The sequence below is a fragment of the Occallatibacter savannae genome, assembly GCF_003131205.1.
GTDB classification, from domain to species: domain Bacteria; phylum Acidobacteriota; class Terriglobia; order Terriglobales; family Acidobacteriaceae; genus Telmatobacter; species Telmatobacter savannae.
In genome coordinates, this window is the sequence record NZ_QFFY01000001.1 from 723,100 (window position 1) to 744,040 (window position 20,941).

General features: G+C 59.2%; 22 protein-coding genes. 11 read left to right on the plus strand and 11 right to left on the minus strand.

Features of this window, described 5'->3' with window-relative positions; all coding sequences use genetic code 11:
* Positions 1-29: 29 nt before the first annotated feature.
* The 3 genes from accC to DHV10_RS03165 form a co-directional block, all read right to left on the minus strand.
* Positions 30-1,379, minus strand: a complete 1,350-nt coding sequence (accC, locus tag DHV10_RS03155; protein ID WP_109484846.1) for an acetyl-CoA carboxylase biotin carboxylase subunit — start codon at positions 1,377-1,379, stop codon at positions 30-32.
* A 97-nt stretch (positions 1,380-1,476) separates the two neighbouring features.
* Entirely contained in the window at positions 1,477-1,971 is a 495-nt protein-coding gene (accB, locus tag DHV10_RS03160; protein ID WP_109484847.1) for an acetyl-CoA carboxylase biotin carboxyl carrier protein, read from the minus strand.
* A 61-nt stretch (positions 1,972-2,032) separates the two neighbouring features.
* On the minus strand, positions 2,033-3,124 hold the full coding sequence (locus DHV10_RS03165; protein WP_109484848.1) for a M24 family metallopeptidase: 1,092 nt from the start codon (positions 3,122-3,124) through the stop codon (positions 2,033-2,035).
* Positions 3,125-3,225: 101 nt separating this feature from the next.
* Between DHV10_RS03165 and DHV10_RS03170 the strand changes: the two genes are divergently transcribed.
* Entirely contained in the window at positions 3,226-3,582 is a 357-nt protein-coding gene (locus DHV10_RS03170; protein ID WP_109484849.1) for a four helix bundle protein, read from the plus strand.
* Positions 3,583-3,623: 41 nt separating this feature from the next.
* Here the strand turns inward: DHV10_RS03170 and DHV10_RS03175 are convergent, their stop codons facing one another.
* On the minus strand, positions 3,624-3,887 hold the full coding sequence (locus DHV10_RS03175) for a helix-turn-helix domain-containing protein (protein ID WP_239461266.1): 264 nt from the start codon (positions 3,885-3,887) through the stop codon (positions 3,624-3,626).
* A gap of 348 nt (positions 3,888-4,235) precedes the next feature.
* On the opposite strand from DHV10_RS03175, the gene DHV10_RS03180 reads away from it, so the two are divergent.
* Positions 4,236-5,438 carry a sensor histidine kinase gene (locus DHV10_RS03180; RefSeq protein ID WP_162601154.1) on the plus strand — a complete coding sequence of 401 codons (1,203 nt, stop codon included), beginning with the start codon at positions 4,236-4,238 and terminating at the stop codon, positions 5,436-5,438.
* A 26-nt stretch (positions 5,439-5,464) separates the two neighbouring features.
* On the opposite strand, the gene DHV10_RS03185 is transcribed toward DHV10_RS03180, so the two are convergent.
* Complete coding sequence (locus DHV10_RS03185) at positions 5,465-6,469, minus strand: tetratricopeptide repeat protein (RefSeq protein WP_109484851.1); 1,005 nt, start codon at positions 6,467-6,469, stop codon at positions 5,465-5,467.
* 230 nt (positions 6,470-6,699) lie between these two features.
* The gene (locus DHV10_RS03190) at positions 6,700-8,088 is read right to left on the minus strand and encodes a M48 family metalloprotease (RefSeq protein WP_109484852.1); all 1,389 of its coding nucleotides are present in this window, start codon (positions 8,086-8,088) and stop codon (positions 6,700-6,702) included.
* Positions 8,089-8,344: 256 nt separating this feature from the next.
* Here DHV10_RS03190 and DHV10_RS03195 point away from each other — a divergent pair, with 256 nt between their 5' ends.
* The 4 genes from DHV10_RS03195 (at position 8,345) to glgX (ending at position 13,436) form a co-directional block, all read left to right on the plus strand.
* Positions 8,345-10,435 (plus strand): PP2C family protein-serine/threonine phosphatase, encoded by a 2,091-nt coding sequence (locus tag DHV10_RS03195; RefSeq protein WP_162601155.1) that lies wholly within the window; start codon positions 8,345-8,347, stop codon positions 10,433-10,435.
* 94 nt (positions 10,436-10,529) lie between these two features.
* On the plus strand, positions 10,530-10,787 hold the full coding sequence (locus DHV10_RS03200; RefSeq protein ID WP_109484854.1) for a type II toxin-antitoxin system Phd/YefM family antitoxin: 258 nt from the start codon (positions 10,530-10,532) through the stop codon (positions 10,785-10,787).
* Positions 10,784-11,197, plus strand: coding sequence for a type II toxin-antitoxin system VapC family toxin (locus DHV10_RS03205; protein WP_109484855.1), 414 nt, complete (start codon positions 10,784-10,786; stop codon positions 11,195-11,197). The genes DHV10_RS03200 and DHV10_RS03205 overlap by 4 nt, the downstream gene beginning before the upstream one ends.
* 73 nt (positions 11,198-11,270) lie before the next feature.
* The gene (gene glgX, locus DHV10_RS03210; RefSeq protein ID WP_109484856.1) at positions 11,271-13,436 is read left to right on the plus strand and encodes a glycogen debranching protein GlgX; all 2,166 of its coding nucleotides are present in this window, start codon (positions 11,271-11,273) and stop codon (positions 13,434-13,436) included.
* Between the two features lie 30 nt (positions 13,437-13,466).
* On the opposite strand, the gene DHV10_RS03215 is transcribed toward glgX, so the two are convergent.
* The 4 genes from DHV10_RS03215 to DHV10_RS03230 all read right to left on the minus strand — a co-directional run bounded on the left by DHV10_RS03215 (position 13,467) and on the right by DHV10_RS03230 (position 16,829).
* A complete protein-coding gene (locus DHV10_RS03215) occupies positions 13,467-14,069 on the minus strand; it encodes a DUF2846 domain-containing protein (RefSeq protein WP_109484857.1) in 603 nt (200 codons plus the stop codon).
* A gap of 243 nt (positions 14,070-14,312) precedes the next feature.
* On the minus strand, positions 14,313-14,513 hold the full coding sequence (locus tag DHV10_RS03220) for a Flp family type IVb pilin (protein ID WP_109484858.1): 201 nt from the start codon (positions 14,511-14,513) through the stop codon (positions 14,313-14,315).
* Positions 14,514-14,741: 228 nt separating this feature from the next.
* Entirely contained in the window at positions 14,742-16,088 is a 1,347-nt protein-coding gene (locus DHV10_RS03225; protein WP_109484859.1) for an inositol-3-phosphate synthase, read from the minus strand.
* 102 nt (positions 16,089-16,190) lie between these two features.
* Positions 16,191-16,829 (minus strand): DedA family protein, encoded by a 639-nt coding sequence (locus DHV10_RS03230; RefSeq protein ID WP_109484860.1) that lies wholly within the window; start codon positions 16,827-16,829, stop codon positions 16,191-16,193.
* Positions 16,830-16,952: 123 nt separating this feature from the next.
* Here DHV10_RS03230 and hemQ point away from each other — a divergent pair, with 123 nt between their 5' ends.
* The 3 genes from hemQ to DHV10_RS03245 are packed head-to-tail and all read left to right on the plus strand — an operon-like array spanning position 16,953 to position 18,486.
* Positions 16,953-17,780: a hydrogen peroxide-dependent heme synthase gene (gene hemQ, locus DHV10_RS03235; RefSeq protein WP_109484861.1), complete on the plus strand. Its 828-nt coding sequence runs from the start codon at positions 16,953-16,955 to the stop codon at positions 17,778-17,780.
* A gap of 56 nt (positions 17,781-17,836) precedes the next feature.
* Positions 17,837-18,088, plus strand: a complete 252-nt coding sequence (locus tag DHV10_RS03240; protein WP_109484862.1) for an AbrB/MazE/SpoVT family DNA-binding domain-containing protein — start codon at positions 17,837-17,839, stop codon at positions 18,086-18,088.
* Positions 18,085-18,486, plus strand: a complete 402-nt coding sequence (locus DHV10_RS03245) for a type II toxin-antitoxin system VapC family toxin (protein ID WP_109484863.1) — start codon at positions 18,085-18,087, stop codon at positions 18,484-18,486. The genes DHV10_RS03240 and DHV10_RS03245 overlap by 4 nt, the downstream gene beginning before the upstream one ends.
* Before the next feature lie 7 nt (positions 18,487-18,493).
* Here DHV10_RS03245 and DHV10_RS03250 read toward each other — a convergent pair whose 3' ends face one another.
* Entirely contained in the window at positions 18,494-18,988 is a 495-nt protein-coding gene (locus DHV10_RS03250) for a hypothetical protein (RefSeq protein ID WP_239461267.1), read from the minus strand.
* 215 nt (positions 18,989-19,203) lie between these two features.
* Between DHV10_RS03250 and DHV10_RS03255 the strand changes: the two genes are divergently transcribed.
* Together DHV10_RS03255 and nth are read left to right on the plus strand one after the other, a co-directional pair.
* Positions 19,204-20,127, plus strand: coding sequence for a winged helix-turn-helix domain-containing protein (locus DHV10_RS03255; RefSeq protein WP_109484865.1), 924 nt, complete (start codon positions 19,204-19,206; stop codon positions 20,125-20,127).
* Between the two features lie 13 nt (positions 20,128-20,140).
* Positions 20,141-20,890, plus strand: a complete 750-nt coding sequence (gene nth / locus DHV10_RS03260; RefSeq protein ID WP_109484866.1) for an endonuclease III — start codon at positions 20,141-20,143, stop codon at positions 20,888-20,890.
* The last annotated feature ends 51 nt before the right edge of the window (positions 20,891-20,941 follow it).

Consider the following 20,941-nt stretch of genomic DNA (forward strand, 5'->3'; position numbering starts at 1 on the left):
GGGATGGCACCCGATCATTGAGAGGCGAGCTATCCGCGCTTGGCGAGGAAGCGTTCCATGAATTTGGTGTCGAATTCGCCGGCGCGGAAATCGGGGTCGGCGAAGATTTCCTGGTGGAGCGGGATCGAGGTGTCGATGCCCTGCACGATGAATTGAGAGAGGGCGCGCTCCATTTTGGCGATAGCGGCTTCGCGGTCGACGCCGTGAACGATGAGCTTGGCAATGAGGGAGTCGTAGTAGGGCGGGACTACCCCTTCGGCGTATTGCGCGGTGTCGACGCGGACACCGTTGCCGCCGGGGACATTGAATGCTGTGATCTTTCCGGCTGACGGTGTGAACTTGACGGGGTGCTCGGCGTTGATGCGGCACTCGATGGAGTGGCCGCGGATTTCGATCTTCTCGGGAAGAATGTCGGAGAGGCGCTCGCCGGATGCGATGCGAAGCTGGGCCTTCACGAGGTCGATGCCGGTGATGGCTTCAGTGACTGGATGTTCGACCTGGATGCGCGTGTTCATCTCGATGAAGTAGAGCTTCTTGTCTTCATCCATGAGGAACTCAATGGTGCCGGCGTTCTGATAGCCGATGTCCGACAGGCTGCGGCAGAGGGTCTTGTGAATCTCTTCGCGGAGCTTCGGCGTGACCTGGAGCGAGGGCGCTTCTTCAATGAGCTTTTGATGTCGGCGCTGGATCGAACATTCGCGCTCGAAGAGCGTGGTCACATGACCGTGTTCATCGGCGAGAACCTGGAACTCGATGTGGCGCGGCTGCTCGATGAACTTTTCCATGTAGAGCTCGCCGTTGCCGAAGGCGTTGGCTGCTTCAGTGGAGGCGGAGTGATAGAGATTCGGCAGATCGTCGGAGTTGCGGACGATGCGCATGCCGCGACCACCGCCGCCGGCTTTGGCCTTGAGGATGACGGGGTAGCCGATCTTGGAGGCGATGTCCTGCGCTTCTTCGGTTGAGGAGATGACGCCGTCGGAGCCTGGGAGGATGGGGACCTTAGCGGCCTTCATGGCCTGACGCGCTTTTTCTTTTTCGCCCATCAACCGCGTGACTTCAGGCGGAGGTCCAATGAACTTGATGTTGGAGGCGCGGCAGACTTCGGCAAAGTTGGCGTTCTCGCTCAGAAGGCCGTAGCCGGGATGAATCGCGTCGACGTTGGCGATCTCAGCCGCGGAGATCACGGCGGGAACGTTCAGGTAGCTGTCAGCAGGACGCGGTGGGCCGATGCAGATGGCCTCGTCGGCAAATTTGACGTGGAGAGAGTTGCGGTCCGCTTCGCTGTAGATGGCGACGGTGCGGACTCCGAGTTCGCGGCATGCATTGATGACGCGAAGGGCTATTTCACCGCGATTGGCAATCAGAACCTTACGAAACATTCGGGACCTTTAGAAGCAGCGGAGCTAGCAGAGTCAGCGGGGCTAGCGGAGTTAGTGGGTGCTCCCAATCAAACAATCTGAGATCATCGCGCGTGATTCAGCCAACTCGAATGGAAAACAGCGGCTGGCCGAATTCGATGGGCTGGCCGTTGGTGATGAGGCACTTGACGACCTCGCCGGAGGCGTCGGCCTCGATCTCGTTCATCAGCTTCATGGCTTCGACGATACAAATGACCTGGCCCTTTTCGACGTGATCGCCGGGGGAGACGAAGGGGGGCGCGCCGGGCGATGGCGATCCGTAGAAGGTTCCGACGATGGGCGATTTGACGATATGGAGGTTCGCGTCGGGATCCGCAGCGGGCGGAGCGGCTGCCTGCTGCGCGGCTGGAGCCGCGGCGGGCGCAGCTGCGGCCTGAACAACCGGAGCTGCGGTGACGAGTTTGGCAATGTCGGCGATGCCTGCTGCGGTGGCGGGCTGTGCAAACTTCAGGCGGATCTTCATGTCGCCGCGATCGAGGTCAAACTCCGCGACCTGATATTCCTTCAGGAACTCGATCAGTTCCCTGAGATCCTTCATGTCCTGTGGTTTCATTCGTTCCTTAACTTTCTCGCACGGGCGAGGTCAATCAATGTTCGTGTCAAAAAAAGAGCGTTCAGAATTCGATCAGGGCCTTGGGTGCGGGGGTGAGCACCTGGCCTCCGGTTTTGGTGACGGCCACCATATCTTCGATGCGCAGGCCAAACTTTCCCGGCCAGTAAACTCCGGGTTCAATGGTAACAACCATGCCCGGCTGAAGCTTTGTTTTCTGTCCCGCACCGAGGCGGGGTTGTTCGTGAATCTCGAGCCCTACACCGTGGCCCGTGGAGTGGGTGAAAGCATCCGCCATCCCGGCTTTGCGAAGGAGACTGCGTGCCGCTTCATCGACCTCTCCGCAGCTGGCGCCTCCGCATACTGCGGCAACCCCAGCCTCCTGTGCTTCCAGGACGGCTTCGTACGCTTTTCGTTCTTCCGACCTCGGGGCGCCCAGGCAGACAGTTCGCGTCATGTCGGAGCAGTAGCCCTCCCGGATTATACCGAAGTCGAGTGTCACGAATCCTTTGCGGGGGAGCTGGGCGGTGGAGGCTTTTCCGTGGGGTAAAGCGGAGCGTTCACCGGAGGCGACGATGGTTTCGAAGCTCATGCCTTCCGCTCCGTGAAGGCGAGCCTGGTACTCGAGCTCGGCGGCAACCTCGATTTCGCGGATGCCGGGGCGGATGACGGTGAGGATGTGGTCGAAAATTCTGCAGCCGATGAGGGCATTCTCGCGGATGATGGCAAGTTCGTCTTCGTCTTTGATCAGGCGGAGAGGTTCGACGAGCGGGGCAGCAAGCTGTGTGAGGAAGTTGCGACGGAGTTTGGAGGGAAGTTCTGAGCGGAGACGCGCGAGCTCGGCGACCGTGGTGTGGGTGGGATCAAAGCCGGCGGCAGTAGAGGCGGGCTGGGCGGCGAGCCATTGAGTAGCTGCGATGGCGGGCGGGCCGGAGACGATTTCAACCTGCGCGCCTTGGACCTGCTGAGCGGCTTGTGTGGTGTAGCGGCCGTCGGTGAAGAGGCGGGCGGATCGTTTGGTGACGGCTAGGGCGGCGCTTGAGCCGGTGAAGCCGACGAGGTAGCGAATGTCGATGAGGTGAGTGACGAGAAGGCCTGTAAGTCCGGATTTTGTCAGGCGGCGGCGTAGCGCGCTGAGGCGGCGTGCGTGGTCCATTGGGGAAGATGGTAAATCACGAGACGAATGCTTGATTGAAAGGGACAGAGGGACAGAGGAAGATCGGCTTACGATCTAAACTTGGTTCGGGAGAAAGTACCATGGGCGCTTCATTCAAGGACTTGATTGTTTGGCAGCGGGCGGTAGAACTGAGTGTAGTCACCTACAAATTGACTGCGGCCTTTCCGTCCTCGGAGCGCTTCGGGCTCACAAATCAGTTGCGTCGTGCATCCGTGTCGGTCGCAAGCAACATCGCTGAAGGATACGGACGGGCCACAAAGAGCGAGTATGTTCAATTCCTCGGCCACGTTCGCGGCTCGAGCTCTGAGGTTGAAACGCAGCTGATCAGTGCGAAGAAGGTGGGCTTTGGTAAGAAGCCGGATTTAGAAGCAGCGCAGCACCTGTGTGCGGATGTGAGCCGGTTGGTAGGTGGACTGATGAAGTCGCTGCGACGCTAGCAGTCCGATCCCTTTGTCCCTTAGTCCCTCTGTCTCTGCTCTTACATCGCGGGCTTAACGGGCTTCTTCTGCTCGGGGTTGACTTCCGCGGCGGTGGCGTCGGACTGGCGGTCCATCCACTCGTCGAGGCGGCTGCGCTTGAAGCGCCAGCGGTTGCCAAGTTTGAACGCCGGGACGAAGCCCTCCGAGGCGTACTTGTAGAGGGTGTCTGGCGAGATGCCGAGGTAGTCGGAGGCCTGGCGGATGTCCATGACTTCGCGGATTTCGGGGACAAGGAGATTGGAGCGGAGTGCTGAGTTGCGCATGATGGGTACCCCAGGCGTGATTCCGACAGAGAGTTAGAGGATCTGGCGGTGATCCTGTTTATAACTCGGTTTCGGCGGGGATTTCAAGGTATTTTGGGCAGTTCTGCCGGATTCCAGGGTGAGTTCCCTGCCCTAAGCTGATCCTTTCGTGACGTTTATCCTGTGGAATCGCAATCTGTAGGGGTTTGTAGCTCCGGCGGACCCAAGCGATGGGATTGTTGAAGCGGATGGTGCATTCCAGATGGTCGGACGCCTTCCGGCAAACGATGTGACGAGTTTGTGACGAACGCGCAGACTGCGGGCCATGGCCAACCGTAGACTATGCCTGACTCCGGCTGTCTGGACCCAATGGAAAACCAATCAACCCTCGATGCTGCCACGGCGGATGCGTACAAGATGCGGCTGTTCCCTTTCCTGGGCAGCTTTATGGCCGTCGCCCTGCTGTTCGCTGTTCAATCATGGCTCAATGCGCGGATATGGTATCCCAGGACGCACGTAAACTCGATCCTGCTTATCAGCGCGTGGGAAGTGCAGTACTTTCTCTGGGGAGTGATCTGCTGGCTGTTGTGGCTCTGGCACGGTGAGAAGCTGCGGCAGGCTAGCTGGCGCTACCTGCTCTTTGTGATGGGGCCACTCAGCGTGGTGCTGGGAATAGGCGTGGAGATGGTGCTGGTGGGCATTTTCCCGCAACTCACCATGGCTCACGGGCACCTGACCTTCTGGCAGAGGCTCGACTTCTCGCTTGGCGAGGAATTCCTTGAAAACACGGCGGTGTTCTGGGCCGCTTACGCAATTGCACGCGGGCTCGGACACTATCGGGAGTCACGTCAGCGGGAGAAGGCTATGTCGAAGCTCGCTGTGGAACTGGCAGAGGCGCGCATGATGGCGCTGCGCATGCAAATCAATCCGCATTTTCTATTCAATACTATGAACGCCATCTCGAGCCTGATGTACAGCGATGCGCACGCAGCCGACCGCATGATGGAGCAGCTGAGCAATATGCTACGCGTTTCGCTGGCACGCGGGTCGAAGCAGATGATCACGCTGCAGGAAGAGATGGAGTTCAATGAGATGTATCTTGCGCTGCAGGACATTCGATCGTCGGGCCGGGTGCGGCAGGAGATCGATATCGATCCGCACCTGCACGACGCGTTGATTCCTGCAATGCTGCTGCAGCCGATTGTCGAGAACGCGTACGTGCACGGACTGTCGAAGGTGTGCGATGGGGCTTTCATTGAAATAGCGGCAACCCAGGTGCGGGACATGATGGAGATCGTGGTTCGCAACCTCGGGGCAGGGCTGGCTTCTGTGGAGCAGAGCGGCAGAACGGGAGCCGGCATCGGACTGGGCAACATCAGGAGCCGGCTGCAGTTGCATCTCGGAGAGCGGGCCCATCTGTCGATCTCCGAGAGCTCACCGGGCGTGGTCGAAGTCAAGGTCAGATTCCCCTTGACGTTTGCATCCATGAGCGAGCAGAACGAGGCGTCCGGCGTTGATCGTCAGGTGTTGTACGAGCCGACCCGGAGTCTTGTTGCCGGAAGCACTCGATAGAGCAGGGTGGGGGATGGCGCCATTTATCAGTTTGGACTCGAGCTTGCTGCGAGCGCATCTCGATTGCGGCGCTCGGCGTAGAGAAAATGGATATTCTTTGTGGCGGATTCAAAGCCCGCCAGGTCGCCCGCATCGCGGAATGCAGGCAAGGCGCGGTTGTAGCAGTCCAGGGCGCGTGCCACATCGCCCACATGCGCGTACGCCAAACCCATATTGTTGAGGGTCGTTGCCTGGCTCTTCTGGTCTCCGGTTTCTTCGAAGATGGGGAGAGCCGTGTTGAAGAACTCGATGGCTTTGCGGCGATCTCCAAACTGGTTGTAGACTCCGCCGATATTGTTCAACGTGGTCGCTTCGCCCGCTTTGTTACCGATTGATTTGTAGATGGCAATGGCCTGATTGAAGTAGTCGAGGGCCTTCTTTCTGTCGCGGCGGGCGAAGTAGATCAGCCCCACATTGTTGAGGACAGCGGCCTGACCGGCGCGGTTGCCGGCTTCGATATGCAGCGGCAAAGATTGCAGGTCGAAGCGAAGGGCTTCGTCAGGATCGTTGAGGGCGCGGAAGACTTCCGCGATGTCGCCGAGAGTCGCGGCTTGATGATCTTTGTTGCCCGCAATGCGCCAAAGCGGCAGCGCTTCCTTGTAGGAATCGAGAGCTTCTTCGGCTCGCCCCAGCGCAAATTGAGAAGCGCCCACATCGCAGAGCGCAGTCGCTTCATCGGCCGGCTGCCTGAACTTGCGAATGATTGTCAGGGCTTGCGTAAAGGCTTCGAGAGCGTCGGCTGCATCAGCGTGGGTATAGTAGAGCGCGCCGATGCGGTTGAGGATGACGGACTGGGCATGGGTGTCCTTTAATCTGGTGGCCGCATTCAGACTCTGTGTGAGGGCGGCAATCTGCGATTGAAGCTCCGCCGGTAGTCTTACGGCGGGATGCGGAACGTTGGGGACTTCAGAGGTCTGGGAGATGGCGGCGCTGGGTACGAGCGCCGCGATGACTGCGGCCAGAGACACTTCTGCAAGCAGGCGCAAGAGCACGAATGCACCTCAGTGGAATGAATTTGGCCCAACAGCCAAGGGAAGCCGCGGCCAGAATGGCGGAGAAGTTGTGGGAACTGTACCCCGATTTCAAATGCAGGCGCAATAAAAATCGGAGCAGCTAAGCTGGATTCTTTCCGTGTGTCCAGAAACAGAAACGCCGCTCGGTCCTATGAGGAGGATGAGCGGCGTTTGTGCGGTGCCCCAGGCGCACCGTTGGAGGATGTCGGTTACTGGTTCTGGTCGTCGCGGCGGTGGAGCGTCGGACGATCGTCGCCGTCTTTTCCCTGCCCTGCCTGACCGTTCCTATCGTCGGTGGTGCTGGCGCGGCGGAGAGAAGGCTTGTTCTTGTCCTTGGTGTCGAGCAGGCGGCGCTTGTTCTCGATGCGGGCGAGGCGAGCCTTTACGTCATCGAACTCGGAAGTCGTGACCGTGTACTCATCGCGCGCGGGAAGAATGCGGGCGATCTCCTCCTGCGAGTGGAGGATGCGATCAGGCGTCTGCGGATGGTCAGAGAACGCCTTGGCGACCAGACCGGGCTTGCGCTTTTCGAGAGCCTGCACCTTTTCGAAGAAGGCGATGAAGGCCTGTGGATCGTAGCCGGCACGGTACATGTACTGGATGCCGAGGTAGTCGGCCTGAGCCTCGAAGTCACGCGAGAACTTGAGGAAGGTCAGCGGCACGGCGAACTGCGTGGCTTCGTAAATGCCGTAGCCGGTCCAGCTGTAGCCGGTCATCATGATCAACGGGATCGTGCCGAGCTGCGCGTAGTTCATGCGGGTCTGCTCGCGGACGGCATGGTGCGCGCAGACGTGTGCTGTCTCGTGGGCCATGACGCCGGCGAGTTCGGCTTCTTCATCCGCGTTGAGGATGAGGCCGGAGTTGACGTAGAAGAAGCCGCCCGGAAGGGCCATCGCGTTGATCTCGTCAGAGTCGATGACCTTGATGGTGAACGGGACTTTGCAGTCGGAGTTCTTGACGATGTTCTGGCCGACGCGGTTCACGTACTCCGTCACGACAGGGTCAGTGATGAAGCGGGTGCTCTTCTCGATCTCGGTGGCGTACGACTTGCCCATCTTGATCTCGGTGTCGGTGGAGTACCAGTTGCCCATGCCGCGGCCGCCGATGTCGCGATTGCCCACGGCGCTGACGTCGTGGATGCTGCCGGGCTTGACGTTCTGCTTCTGGCTGCCGACTTCGACGATCTTATCGGGATCGACCTTGACGTTGGTGGCTGCGACGTCCCCTGAAACGGGCTCGGTGCCGACCGGGCAAGGATTGTCCTTGTCGGCCTTGTCCTTCTTGTCCTTCTTATCTTTCTTGTGCTTGTCCTTCTTGTCGCTGTCAGCCGAGGGTACGCAGTCAGAAGGATCGGCAGAGGCGGTGTCCTTCTTGTCTTTGCTGCTGTCGGAGGCCGTCGGCGGCGTGTCTCCGGTGACCGGGACGGTTCCCGGAGGGACAGGCTGAGCCGAGGGCGGAGTAGACTGCGGCGCAGATTGCGCTGAGGGGTCGGTGGGCGAGCTGGGCTGAGGGCTGGACTGGGCCCACGCGAGTGAGCCAAGCGCCAGCGTGACTGCTGCCAGGATTGCCGCTCTGGAATGGTGGAAGGATGCTGTCATGACCTCACCTCTGGTCTGCTTTAGCCTGCGATGCAACTGCCGACAGTGGTGCCGCTTCGCTGTACCTATTAGACGCTACTACGCGGCTGGAGGGGAGCGGTAGTCCCCGGTATTTCCGTTAAGGAATGTGCAGTGTACGGGGTAGGGCCCTGCAGGACTGCCCGTTCAGCCTCGCGACGGCTGTCTCCGCTTCTGCTTGGAGAGGGACGCTGCGTGAATTAAAGTGGTGAGCACGGCAGCAAACTGCGGAGGAGACGTGCGTCGGGCATCTTTGTGGGCCATTGCCGTTTTTGTGCTTTTTGCGGTGCAAGGCCCTGCGCTGCAACTGCATCCGCGTTCTCCGTTCGGCGTCCATGATCGGCGGGAGAAGCCTAAAGCCGCTCCCACCCCCGCGCAGGAGTCGACGGTCGTCGACGCCACGCACTTTGGGTCCCCGATCGTACTGGAAAAGGGCTGGCGAGTAGGCATCAGTTCGGATCCGGCGGCGGCCTCGCCGGGGTTCGACGACTCGGGATGGGCGATTCGCGATGCGACCGGGACCATTGAAGATGTGCACGAGTCTGATGGTTCGGACCCGGACATCAAGCCGCACGACGAGAAATATGCCTGGTTCAGGCTGCATCTGAAGCTGAGCGAGAACCACGGGCCGATCTCACTTTTGATCGAGCTTCCTGTAACCCAGAGTTCCTCGATGAATCTGTCGAACGCGGGCTGGCCGACGGATGTATTCGCGAACGGCAAGTTAATCACTCCGCAGGGGCCGCATCCTGATGAGACGTACAAGTATCCGCAGATTTCGCGGCTGTACGACCTTCAGGTCCCGCCCTCGGAGACCTCTCTCGTTCTGACGGTACGAACCCTTTGGGTTCCCTATGGTTTGACCGGGTATACGAACTATTTCGCCACGCGGAAGCTGAAGCTGGGAAGTCCGGAAGACCTGCAGGCGGCTCTGGACCTGTGGTCGGTTCATACGCTCTTTGAGCGGCTGCCTCGCCTGGTGATCGCAGTTCTGCTGCTGTTCCTGTCTGTTTTTCTGATTACGCTCTTTTTCACGCAAAAGGGGCATGCCGAGTATCTCTGGCTGGCATTGCACGAGCTGGTGCAGGTACCCATGGGCATTCTGGATCTCGCCGGAGCCACTGGACACATCGGCAACGTGGTCTTCGGGGCCTTGTACCTTCAGCTGCTGTTTGTATCGGCTTATCTCTACTTTGAGTTCCTGGTCGCGTTTCTTTCGCTAAAGCGGCGTTGGTACATCAAAGGCCTGCGCTACACAGCGCCGGTGCTGGCGCTGATCGCGCCGACGATTCTGATTGCAGGGCATAACAAGGCTATCGAGCTCTTCATTGTGGTGATCATTGTGCTGGGGGTCTTCTGGGTGATCGGGTGGGCGATCTTTGTGTTCTTCACACTGATCTTTGCCACGATCCGGCGGAACTTCGAGGCCGGGCTGTTGCTGATCCCGCTGATTCTGACGATGGTCGGCATGGCGGAGCCGATCCTGACAGGCGGATTCAACAATCTTGCGGGCATCAGCTACACATCGCCTCTGACCATCCAGGCGGGTCCGATTCCGATTCACTTTGCGGCGATCGCGGACTTTGCAGGGCTTCTGTCAATCATCGTGATCATCTTTGTGCGCTTCCTCAGAATCCAGCATGAGCAGGAGCGGGCCAGCGGAGAACTGGAGGCCGCGCGGAGCGTGCAAGAACTGATGATTCCGCGCGAGAAGGTGGATACGCCGGGATACGAGGTTGATTCGGTGTACAAGCCGGCGGCTGAGGTGGGTGGCGACTTCTTCCACCTGGAGACGATCGTTGATGGCGGCCTGCTCGTAGTTCTGGGCGACGTGGCAGGACACGGTATGCAGGCGGCAATGAATGTGTCGATGCTGATGGGCGTGCTGCGCTATACGCAGGAGAAGAGACCGGCGCGGGTGCTGGAGTCACTGAACCGGGTGCTGCAAGGGAGCGAGAGCTTCACGACGTGCCAGGCGGTCTGGTTTGGGCCTGAGGGTGAGGTGGTGGTAGCAAACGCCGGCCATCTGCCGCCGTATCTCAACACGCAAGAGGTGAGGCTGCCAGGCGGGTTGCCGCTGGGTGTTGTGCCGGATGTGAAGTACGACGAGGTGAGGCTGTATCTGCACCCGGGCGATCGGCTGCTGATGATGTCCGACGGAGTGGTAGAGGCGCGGCAGGGATCGGGCGAGCTGTTTGGGTTCGATCGCGTGCACAACCTGAGCAACCAAACGGCGTTCTACATCGCCGATGCGGCAAAGGCGTTCGGGCAGGAAGACGACATTACGGTGCTGACGATTCGTCGGCTGGCGAAGGCAATGGCGGCGTAATGATGCTCAGACAAGCGAACTTGGGTCCAATCAGAATTGAGCATTCACACATTAGATGTTAAGCTAGCTTAAGCTGGTCGGGGCGGAGGTCAAAATGCGAGCATTCGGGGCGTTTGAAGGCAAGAACAACTTTGGGAAACTGCTGGACCTAGTGGAGGCCGGCGAAGAGGTTGTGATTACAAGACACGGCAAGCCCGTCGCTCGTCTGATCCCGAACTCCGATGCGCTCCCAAGTAAGTTGGACCGCGCTCGCTCCGCGGCGCTACGAATCAGGAGTCGCGCGAAGGTCCGCAAAGCAGGCCCATTCAATTGGGAAGAGTGGAAGGGGTTCCGCGACGAGGGCCGAAAGTGAGTTTAGTTCTTGATTGTTCTGCCACTCTCGCCTGGATTTTCCCGGATGAGACGACAAAACCCATCCAAACACTATTCGAGCAGGTCGTCGAACAGGGCGCTCTGGTTCCCAACTTGTGGCGTATCGAGGTTGCGAACAGCTTGACGATGGCGGTGCGTTCAGGCCGCTTCACTGAAGAGGAGCGAACCTCGTCTCTGAAAGATCTGGCCGATCTTGAGATCGCACAAGATGAGGAGACCTGGTCACGGGTCTGGAACGATACGCTGAGCCTCGCCGATCTCTATCGCCTGACGGTCTATGACGCCACTTACCTTGAGCTTGCATTGCGGCTATCAATACCGCTTGCAACGCTGGATGCTGATCTCCGCAAAGCCGCTCGAAGTGCGCGCGTTACTCTGCTTGGAAAGTGACCTGCTGAATTACCGGCGCCGAACCCAGCATCTACACACAACGAGTGGTAAGTTCCCGGCATCGTAGAGGTTGATGAGCCGAACGTTGCTTCCAGGAAAGCCCTACCCTTTAGGTTCCACTGCATACAAAAAAGGCACAAACTTCGCGCTGTTTTCAGAGTTTGCTGCGCGCGTGGACGTGTGTTTTTACGACGCGGACGGAAATGAGACCGACTGCATCACGCTGCTCGAGCGGACTGCCTTTGTTTGGCATGGGTTCGTGAACGACATTAAGCCGGGACAACTGTATAACTTTCGCGTGCACGGGCCGTGGGATCCGGCGAACGGAATGCGCTTCAACGCGGCGAAGTCGCTGGTCGATCCGTATGCCAAGGCGATCTCAGGCGATGTGGATTGGAAAGCGCCGATCTTCCCGTATGACGTGGCATCCGGCGATCCGATGAAGAAGGACGAGCAGGACAGCGCGCGGGGTGTGCCGAAGTCGGTTGTGATTCACGATCCGTTTGACTGGACGGACGATTGTCCGCCGGAGATTCCGCTGGCAGACTCGGTGATCTATGAAACGCACGTGAAGGGATTCAGCTGGCGGAACCCTGACATACCTGAGAATCTGCGCGGGACGTATGCGGGGCTGGCGCACCCGTCGAGCATTGAGTACTTCAAGAACCTGGGCGTCACTGCTGTGGAGCTGATGCCAGTGCATCACTTCATTGATGAGGGCAATCTCGTCGACAAGGGGCTGAGAGACTACTGGGGATACAACACGCTCGGGTTCTTCGCGCCAATGGCGCGGTACAGCTCGTCTGGAGATCAGGGCGGGCAGGTGCGCGAGTTCAAAGAAATGGTGAAGGCGCTACATAAGGCTGGGATCGAGGTGATTCTCGATGTGGTGTACAACCACACGTGCGAGGGGAACCACATGGGTCCGATGCTGAGCTGGAAGGGCGTCGACAACGCGACGTACTACCGGCTGGTGCAGGACAAGCCCGAGTTCTACATGGACTATACGGGGACGGGTAATTCGCTGAACGTGCGGAATCCGCAGGTGCTGAAGATGATCATGGATTCTCTTCGCTACTGGGTGACGCACATGCACGTAGATGGTTTCCGCTTCGACCTGGCTGCTACGCTGGCACGCGAACTGCACGATGTGAGCAAGCTGTCGTCGTTCTTTGACACGATTCATCAGGACCCGACGCTGGCCGAAGTGAAGCTGATTGCGGAGCCGTGGGATGTTGGCGAGGGCGGATACCAGGTGGGGCAGTTCCCTGTTCTGTGGGCGGAGTGGAACGGAAAATATCGCGACACGGTGCGGCGCTTCTGGAAGGGCGACGGAGGGATGCTGTCGGACTTCGCTTATCGATTGACCGGATCAAGCGATCTGTATCAGTTCGACGGACGCAAGCCGTATGCGAGCATAAACTTCATCACGGCGCACGACGGGTTCTCTCTGTGCGACCTGGTGAGCTACAACGGCAAGCACAACGAAGCGAACGGCGAGGACAATCGCGACGGGTCAGACAGCAACGACTCATGGAATATGGGCGCCGAGGGGCCGACGGACGATCCGAAAATCAACGAAGCTCGCGAACGACAGATGCGGAATTTTCTTGCGACGTTGATGCTCTCGCAGGGGGTACCCATGTTGACGATGGGTGACGAGATCGCACGCTCGCAGATGGGCAACAACAACACCTACTGCCAGGACAGCGAACTGAGCTGGATGGACTGGAATCTGGATGAGCGACGCAAGCGTCTACAGGAGTTCACCTGCAAAATCATCCGGATGAGACGGGAACATCCCAATCTGCATCGGCGGAAGTTTTTCCAGGACCGCGAGATTCGCAGGCGCCGAGACGGAAGCCTGGTGCTTGTGGAGAAAGACGCGACCTGGTTCAATGCGGACGGCAACGAGTTCTCGGACGAGCAGTGGAACGCCGGCTGGACGAAGGCAATTGCACTGCTGCTGAACGGGTGCACGCTGCAGACCACCGATGAGAACGGGGACTGGATCATCGACGACAGCTTCCTGATGCTGATCAACGCGGCGGAACAGGGAGTTGAGTTCACGCTGCCCCCTTCCCCCCGAGGCAAGCCGTGGCGTCAGGTTCTCAACACCGAGAACATCGACAATCCTTTCGCGGCGAAAGACGTTGGGCCGAAGGTGATTGTGGGCGGACGGGCGCTTAAGGTGCTGAGCGATGGGCTCGCACACAAGGAGCCGAAGCAGTCAGCCTAACGCCAGCGGCTGGAGCGGTAAGGTGCCCGCCTATTTCGGAGCGGGAGCCTGGGCCTCCTGCTTGTCGGGCTTCGCGTCTTCCTTGTCGTCGGGCGGTTTGGTGAGGTGCAGCTTTTTGACTTCCTTTGCGCCGGTTTCCGGATCGACGGGGGTCACCTTGATCCCAGTTGCCATCGCGCCTGAGGTCCACTTGAAGTAGTAGGTCTTTCCTGCCTCGGCCTCGAATCGCGCACGCTCATTCTCCTTTTGGCGAGCCTGATTGAGCGCGGCGCCTGCCGACATGATGGCGCTGCCGTAGTACATCTTGGGCAATCCTGCGATGACGACGGTGCCAGGCGGCACTTCGGTGAACGCGTACTCGCTGTTCAGAAGTTTGCCCACGTGCGTGTCATTGATGAAGAGCTCGTCGTGAGCAGCGGAACCGGTGAACCTGTAGGTGCGATAGATGCAGACGATGGCTTTGCCTGCGGAGGGCGCCGGCAGCACGACTGTGGCCTTTGAGTCCTCGGCTGCAGCGACGGAGCAGGTAAAGAGCAATGCGAAAGCGGCAAAGGTAAGCAGGAGAATGAGGATCGACCGGCATGCCTGCCTGAAGTGAGTGGGATTGTGGGCAATGAAGGCTCGGTGAGACATGAGACCTCTCTCTTGTCGGCCGGTGAGGGGTTGAAAGCGGGAGCGGGGGCGCCGGACGAGATGCAAGGAAAGATAGTCGCTCTATGCGGTTCGGCTGTGCGGGCGATCACGGATGGCGGTGATTAGCTAGAAGGCGCGTGCAGGTGGGATCGGAGCATGCGGGCGGAGGCTACATTTGCAGTCCACCTGCCCAGAGAGCGGGCGGGAACGTAGGCGCTTGTGAGCAGCCGAGAGAGCGCGGGACTACAGGCCTACGCTGGTCGTGAGGCTCGAGGCAATGGCGACGAAAGTGTGGTTGACGCTCTGCGCGACCGCCGATTGGCCCGCGACCGTTCCCAGCGCGATGAGGCTGAAAGCCATGGCGTACTCGGTGATGCTCTGTCCGCCTTCTGACTCGAGGACGGAGCGTGCAACGAGATGCAGTTTCCTTACGAGAGCGTTCATCTTGATTCCCCCACTTGCTGTTCGGGCCGTACCACTTAGCTGTGATTACTAGACCGCAAATGGGTGATCTGGGGACAGATGCCTTGGGTCTATGGACTTTGGTACGGCACGGAAGGGCATGATCCCGTGTTGGACTACCGGAGTGTGGGGGGAGCGATAGGAGGGCAGTTGGCGAAGTACAGGCGGATCCCCAGGTCTCAGATCCGAGACCTGGGGCACCCCGCCAAGTCAGTCGTAGTATTCAAGGCCGAGGTGTGTGATGAGGTCAGCGCCCATGATGTGGCGCAGCGTGTTTTTCAGCTTCATCGACTGGATGAAGAGGTCGTGTTCGGGGTAGAGACCCTCGCGCGTCTGAGGTGATTTGAGGTAGAAGCTCAGCCACTCCTGGATGCCGATGTTCTTGAGCGATGGAGTGCGCTGGGCGAGGTCGAGGAAGAGGACCAGATCGAGTGCGATGGGAGCGGCGAGGATGGAGTCGCGGCAGAGGAAGTCGACCTTGATCTGCATGGGGTAGCCGAGCCATCCGAAGATGTCGATGTTGTCCCAGCCTTCCTTGTTATCGCCGCGCGGCGGGTAGTAGTTGATTCGGACCTTGTGGAAGATGTCCTTGTAGAGGTCGGGATAGAGCTCGGGCTGGAAGATGTATTCGAGCGAGCCGAGTTTCGACTCTTCCTTGGTCTTAAAGGACTCGGGATCGTCGAGAACTTCGCCATCGCGGTTGCCGAGGATGTTTGTGGAGTACCAGCCCGAAACGCCGAGGAGGCGAGCCTTGAAGGCCGGCGCGAGGACCGTCTTCATGAAGGTCTGGCCGGTCTTGAAGTCCTTGCCGCAGATGGGAGCCCCGTTCTTTTTAGAGAGCTCGATCATCGCGGGGCAGTCGACGGTGAGGTTCGGTGCGCCGTTGGCGAATGCAACGCCTTCACTGAGCGCAGCCCAGGCGTAGATCTGCGAAGGAGCGATGCCGGGGTCGTTGGACTCGAGGCCCTTCTCGAAAGCTTCGATGGACTGGTGAACGGCCGTGGGCTCGAGGAAGATTTCGGTGGAGCCGCACCAGATCATGACGACGCGATCGACAGTTTTCCTGAAGTTCTGGATGTCGGCGCGGACCTGGTCGGCGAGGTCCTTCTTGTTCTTGCCTGTTTTGACGTGCGTGCCGTGAAGGCGCTTGACGTAGTACTGGTCGAAGACCGCGGGCAGAGGCTTGATGGTTTCAAGGTAGGGCTTAAGCTGCTCGAGTGTTTCCTTCTCGAGGACCTTGGCGTGAGCGGCGCTCTCGTAGACGTTGTCTTCGAAGATGTCCCAGCCGGTGAAGACGATGTCGTTGAGGTCGGCGAGCGGAACGAAATCTTTTACGAGAGGCGACTTGTTGTCAGTGCGCTTGCCGAGGCGGATGGTGCCCATTTGCGTGAGCGAGCCGATAGGCTTGGCGAGACCGCGGCGGACTGCTTCTACGCCGGCGATCATCGTGGTGGCAACGGCGCCGAGTCCGACCACCATGATGCCGAGCTTGCCTTTTGCGGGTGCGGGCTTGTCAACCTGGGCGGTCTTTTGGCCGCTCTGTTCGCTGGTGCTCATTCTTCTTTTCCTAACCTTCCTTGATGAAGTAATTCAGAGTTGAAATCGGGCAGACGAAACAGTGTACGCCCGCAGACCGGGTGCTTTCCTCTCTGGGGAATGTCAGGCTTGTTGGGCCTGACGGACGCGTCTGATGTGTGTCCAGAGGAACCAGACGATGGCGGCGACAAGGGCGAGCTCGACGACGAGATGAAAGCGATGGAACCACTCGTGAAAGCGAGGGTCGGTGTGCCATGCTTCGCCGAGCCGCATTCCGACATAAGCGAGAACGTAGCACCACGGCCAGGAGCCGATGAACGTGTAGATGTGAAAGCGAAGCTGCGGCATGCGGGCCACGCCGGCCGGGAATGCAATGAAGGTGCGAACGACGGGAAGAAGCCGTCCGACGAGGACGGTTATGCCGCCGTACTTCTCAAAGAAGCGCGTGATGCGGTCGAGATCGTGCGGGCTCATCAGCACCCAGCGGCCGTAACGCAGGACGAGAGGACGGCCGCCCCACGCGCCAATCCAGTAGGCTACGACTGAGCCGAGATTGCAGCCGATCGCGCCGGCGGTGGCTACCCAGAAGAGGCTGAAGTGGCCGGTGTACACAAGGTATCCGGCGAAGGTCATGATGATTTCGGAGGGGAGCGGAATGCAGGCGGATTCAATGCCCATCAGGGCAACGATGCCGGCGTATCCGAGGGAGCCGATGACGTGGGTTACAAACTGTACGATGAGCGGCAGAATGCGTTCGGTCATGGGCTTGTTCAGTATATAGGTTGAGGTTGGGCCTCGCAGGAAGCAGGGACCTTCAGGCCCGAACAGCGAATGCTCTTGCTGCTACGATTGAGTTGATTTATCCCGCACGCGAGGTGTTTGAGAGTGGCTGAGTTTCCTCCTGTTCCGTTGACGCTTGAAGGGTCTGCTGTACTGCATCAGTTTTTCCGCTTTGACTGGAAGTCTTGGAAAGCTTGTTCGGCACAGGAGCGCGATCAGATTGCTGGTGAATTTGGCACGGCGCTCGGGAGTATGGAGAAATCAAGTGACGGGAAGGTGCAGTCGGGGCTGTTCTCGCAGCTGGGCCATAAGGGCGATTTGATCCTGGTGCATTTTCGCGATTCGTTTGAGGCGTTGAACCAGGTGGAGCTGGACCTGGCGCAGACGCGGATGTCGGAGTTTCTGGCCCCGACACACTCGTATGTTTCCGTAGTGGAGCTCGGCCTGTACGAGTCGACGCGGAAGACATATGAGGCCGCGGCGTCGAAGGGAGCGGAGCCCTTCTCGCCGGAGTGGAACGCGGACGTTGAAGCGTCAATGAAGCGTGGAGCGGAGGCGATGAAGCCGCGGCTCTTCCCTTCTATCCCTGAGGCCAAGTATCTGTGCTTCTATCCCATGGATCGCAAACGCGGCGAGCAGGTGAATTGGTACACGGTTCCGTTTGCGGACCGGCAGCGGATGATGCACGAGCACGGGCTCATCGGGCGGCGCTATGGCGATGTGGTGAAGCAGATCATCTCCGGATCGATCGGGATGGATGACTGGGAGTGGGGCGTGGATCTGTTTGCCGATGACCCGGTGGTCTTCAAGAAGCTGATCTACGAGATGCGGTTCGATGAGGTGAGCGCGGTCTATGCGTTGTTTGGGGCATTTTATATCGCGCTGCGGCTGCCCGTGGAGAAGCTGGGGGGCTGGTTGAGCGGGAAGCTGTAGCACTCACTCTCGACAGTAAGGACGTTTTGCCTTACCTCTAGTGTAGAGGAGCTTTGATGGCGACGCTCACGATTACCGCAAAGGGGCAGATCACGCTGAAGCAGGAACTGCTGCGGCATATGAAAGTTGCGCCGGGCCAGAAGGTGGAGGTGAGCCCTCTGCCGGACGGTAGGATTGCGATTGGTGCTCCGGCGAAGCGCGGTTCGATCGAAAATTTTATCGGGAGCCTGAAGCGCCGGGGTGGCCCGCATCTCACGATCGAGCAAATCAGGAAGATCACCGAGGATGCCTGGGCAGGTAAGCGGTGAAGACCACCGCAGACACCAATATTCTGCTGCGCGGCGCATTGGCCGATGATCCTCGGCAGTCGGCGACGGCTGCCCATTTGCTTCGGAATGCGGAGTTGATAGCAGTTCCGGTTTCAGCGCTCTGCGAGTTTGTTTGGGTTCTCCGGCAAGGTTACAAGTGGCCTTTTGCACAGGTGGCTGAATCGCTGCGCGCACTCCTTTCCAGTCCCAATGTGGTAACGAACTACGCGGTCGCGGAAGCAGGATTGACTATGCTTGAGGCCGGAGGCGATTTCACTGACGGAGTACTGCAGACTGAAGGCGAGTGGTTGGGAGGCCAGGAATTCGTGAGCTTCGACCGAAAGGCAGTTACGTTGCTGAAAGAACAGGGCAAGCGCGCTCGTCTGCTACAGTCGTGAGCCTCCTTCACTTGAGAGGAATTGAAAGCACCCATCGCTGCGCAAAACGTTTGATTAGGTACGCGATCGGCAGGCCAACGACGAGAGCATGTGTGACCACGCCTTTGAGCAGGTCGCCTAGCTGATAGGGACCGTGGCTATGAAGTGCGGAAAGTGGAAGGACAATAAGCCGCATGAAGTTGTCAACCGCGGCGCCGAAGAAGAGGCCGCAGATCAGCCAGCTCTCCTTTAGAAAGGAAAGCCTGCGGCTTGCAGCGTAGTAGATTGCGGCTGCCGAGAGCGCGATAAAGTAATGCAACGCGACGCCGAGGATATAGGTTCCCTCTCCGCCGTTGAACGCCCCCCTCCCGAGCACGCCGCCGGCGATTACGAGAGGAATATCCCAGCCGAACCAGATGCAGGCCTGCAAAAGATCGAGCGTGCCTGCCACAACGCCTGCGATGCTGATGGCCAGTACTGCTGTTCGGTGCGTTACTGCGTCGCGCGAAAGAACATCGGTCACTTCCCACCTCATCATTTGCTCCGGTGCTGATTTCGCAAGCTGTGAGCCGGCGGTGGACCGGAGCGCTTCCCGACCGTACTTGAAAAGCGTGCAGAAGTCCTGAATCCGCTCTGAATCGGCCTGAAGAGTTCTGAAAAGGCGCCGTCGGCATCGCGATAACGCTACATTGCTACAATCTGGAATTGCCTGCACCGCCGCAATCCTCTGGAGCACGCATGGACCGCCCAGCTACAACAAAGCGCCGCGTCGGAGAGTGGTACGTCGACCCTGATGCCGGCACGATGACGCGGAATGGTGAAACGACCCGGCTGGACTTGCGGTCGATGCGGCTTTTGACGTGTCTGGTCGAACATGGCGGACAGGTGGTGACGATCGACGAACTGATCAGCCACGTCTGGGCTGGGGTTTCGGTCTCGCCTGATTCCGTTTATCAGGCGATCACCGCGCTTCGCCGACAGCTAGGCGACGATCCTCGCAAGCCTGCCTATATTGAAACGGTGCCGCGGCTCGGTTACCGGCTTATCGCGCAAACTACTCCTTGGGCCGGTGCGGAAGCAGGCGATGCGGCTGATCCGGCAGCAGAGAGTCCGGCGGGATCAAAGCCTGTAGCCATCGCGCGGAGGCGCGGGACGAGGAGGATTGCCTGGGCAGCCTTGATTCTCGTTGTTGTTTTGGCGCTGGCCTTCGTGGTGCATGCGAAGCTGTCGGGCGGAACGCGATCTGCCGCCTCGATAGTGAAGCCTGCAACCACGTTGGGCGTGCTGCCCTTTCTGGATCTGACGGAGGGTATGCACAACGAAGAGTTTGCAGACGGAATGACGGAAGAAATTATCGACAAGCTCAGCAAGGTTTCCGGACTGCAGGTTCCGTCGGCGACGGCTTCGTTCTACTACAAGTCAAAGAACCTGCCTGTAACTGATATCGCGCGAGGGCTGAAGGTGAGCTATCTGCTCGACGGCAGCGTTCGCAAGTCGAACGGCAGAGTGCGTATCGCTGCACGGCTCGTGCGCGCCGATAATAGCTACGTGATCTGGACGAATTCGTACGATCGACCGGTAAGCGACCTGATCCTGGTTCAGGACGACATCGCTGGCGAGGTAGCAAAGGCTCTTGAAGCCACTGTTGTGCAACAAAACTGATAAGGAGCGGTTCATGCCCGCGGCAAAGAAAAAACCGAAGCAAATAGAGAAAACTCTCCGCAAGGGCGTAAAGGGCCGCGCGCCGACTGCAAAAGTGCGAACGAAAAAGATGGGCGGCGACGTCGCACCGGAGCGCGTGAACGCAATATTGAAGGGACTGGATGAGGCGTACCCGGAGGCGGTGTGTGCGTTGACGCATCGGACGCCGTGGGAGCTGCTGGTGGCGACGATCTTGTCGGCGCAGTGCACGGATGTGCGGGTGAACATGGTGACGCCGGAGCTGTTCCGGCGCTTCCCTACTCCGGAGGCGATGGCCAAGGCGGAGATTCCGGAGTTGATCGAGCTTATCCGGACGACCGGGTTCTTCAACAACAAGGCGAAGTCAATCAAGGGCGCGGCACAGGCTATCGTGGAGCGATTCGGAGGGAAGGTTCCGGAGACGCTGGCGGAACTGATTACGGTTCCGGGAGCGGCGCGGAAGACGGCCAACGTGGTGCTGGGCGTGAGCTACGGGAAGGCGGAGGGCGTGGTGGTCGACACGCACGTGTTTCGCATTTCAAGGCGGCTGGACCTTTCGAAGTCGGACACGGCGGAGAAGGTGGAGCAGGATCTGATGAAGATTTTGCCGCACGATCGCTGGATCAGCTACTCGCACCAGGTGATCCATCATGGGCGGCAGGTTTGTATTGCGCGGGCTCCGAAGTGCAAAGAGTGCAACCTGGAGACTCTGTGCAAGTCGGAAGACAAGACGTGGTGGAGCTGAAAAGCAGCCGGTAGCCATTAGCCTTTAGCTTGTAGCTTTTGTCTCGTGCTA

Excerpts from the sequence above, each read along its gene's own strand:
- DHV10_RS03215 (WP_109484857.1), bottom strand. The coding sequence starts at position 14,069 with ATGTCTCACCGAGCCTTCATTGCCCACAATCCCACTCACTTCAGGCAG.
- DHV10_RS03240 (WP_109484862.1), top strand. The coding sequence starts at position 17,837 with ATGGCGACGCTCACGATTACCGCAAAGGGGCAGATCACGCTGAAGCAG.
- DHV10_RS03255 (WP_109484865.1), top strand. The coding sequence starts at position 19,204 with ATGGACCGCCCAGCTACAACAAAGCGCCGCGTCGGAGAGTGGTACGTC.
- accB (WP_109484847.1), bottom strand. The coding sequence starts at position 1,971 with ATGAAACCACAGGACATGAAGGATCTCAGGGAACTGATCGAGTTCCTG.
- DHV10_RS03220 (WP_109484858.1), bottom strand. The coding sequence starts at position 14,513 with ATGAACGCTCTCGTAAGGAAACTGCATCTCGTTGCACGCTCCGTCCTC.
- nth (WP_109484866.1), top strand. The coding sequence starts at position 20,141 with ATGCCCGCGGCAAAGAAAAAACCGAAGCAAATAGAGAAAACTCTCCGC.
- DHV10_RS03180 (WP_162601154.1), top strand. The coding sequence starts at position 4,236 with ATGGAAAACCAATCAACCCTCGATGCTGCCACGGCGGATGCGTACAAG.
- DHV10_RS03165 (WP_109484848.1), bottom strand. The coding sequence starts at position 3,124 with ATGGACCACGCACGCCGCCTCAGCGCGCTACGCCGCCGCCTGACAAAA.
- accC (WP_109484846.1), bottom strand. The coding sequence starts at position 1,379 with ATGTTTCGTAAGGTTCTGATTGCCAATCGCGGTGAAATAGCCCTTCGC.
- DHV10_RS03175 (WP_239461266.1), bottom strand. The coding sequence starts at position 3,887 with ATGCGCAACTCAGCACTCCGCTCCAATCTCCTTGTCCCCGAAATCCGC.
- DHV10_RS03200 (WP_109484854.1), top strand. The coding sequence starts at position 10,530 with ATGCGAGCATTCGGGGCGTTTGAAGGCAAGAACAACTTTGGGAAACTG.
- glgX (WP_109484856.1), top strand. The coding sequence starts at position 11,271 with ATGAGCCGAACGTTGCTTCCAGGAAAGCCCTACCCTTTAGGTTCCACT.
- DHV10_RS03190 (WP_109484852.1), bottom strand. The coding sequence starts at position 8,088 with ATGACAGCATCCTTCCACCATTCCAGAGCGGCAATCCTGGCAGCAGTC.
- DHV10_RS03225 (WP_109484859.1), bottom strand. The coding sequence starts at position 16,088 with ATGAGCACCAGCGAACAGAGCGGCCAAAAGACCGCCCAGGTTGACAAG.
- DHV10_RS03230 (WP_109484860.1), bottom strand. The coding sequence starts at position 16,829 with ATGACCGAACGCATTCTGCCGCTCATCGTACAGTTTGTAACCCACGTC.
- DHV10_RS03170 (WP_109484849.1), top strand. The coding sequence starts at position 3,226 with ATGGGCGCTTCATTCAAGGACTTGATTGTTTGGCAGCGGGCGGTAGAA.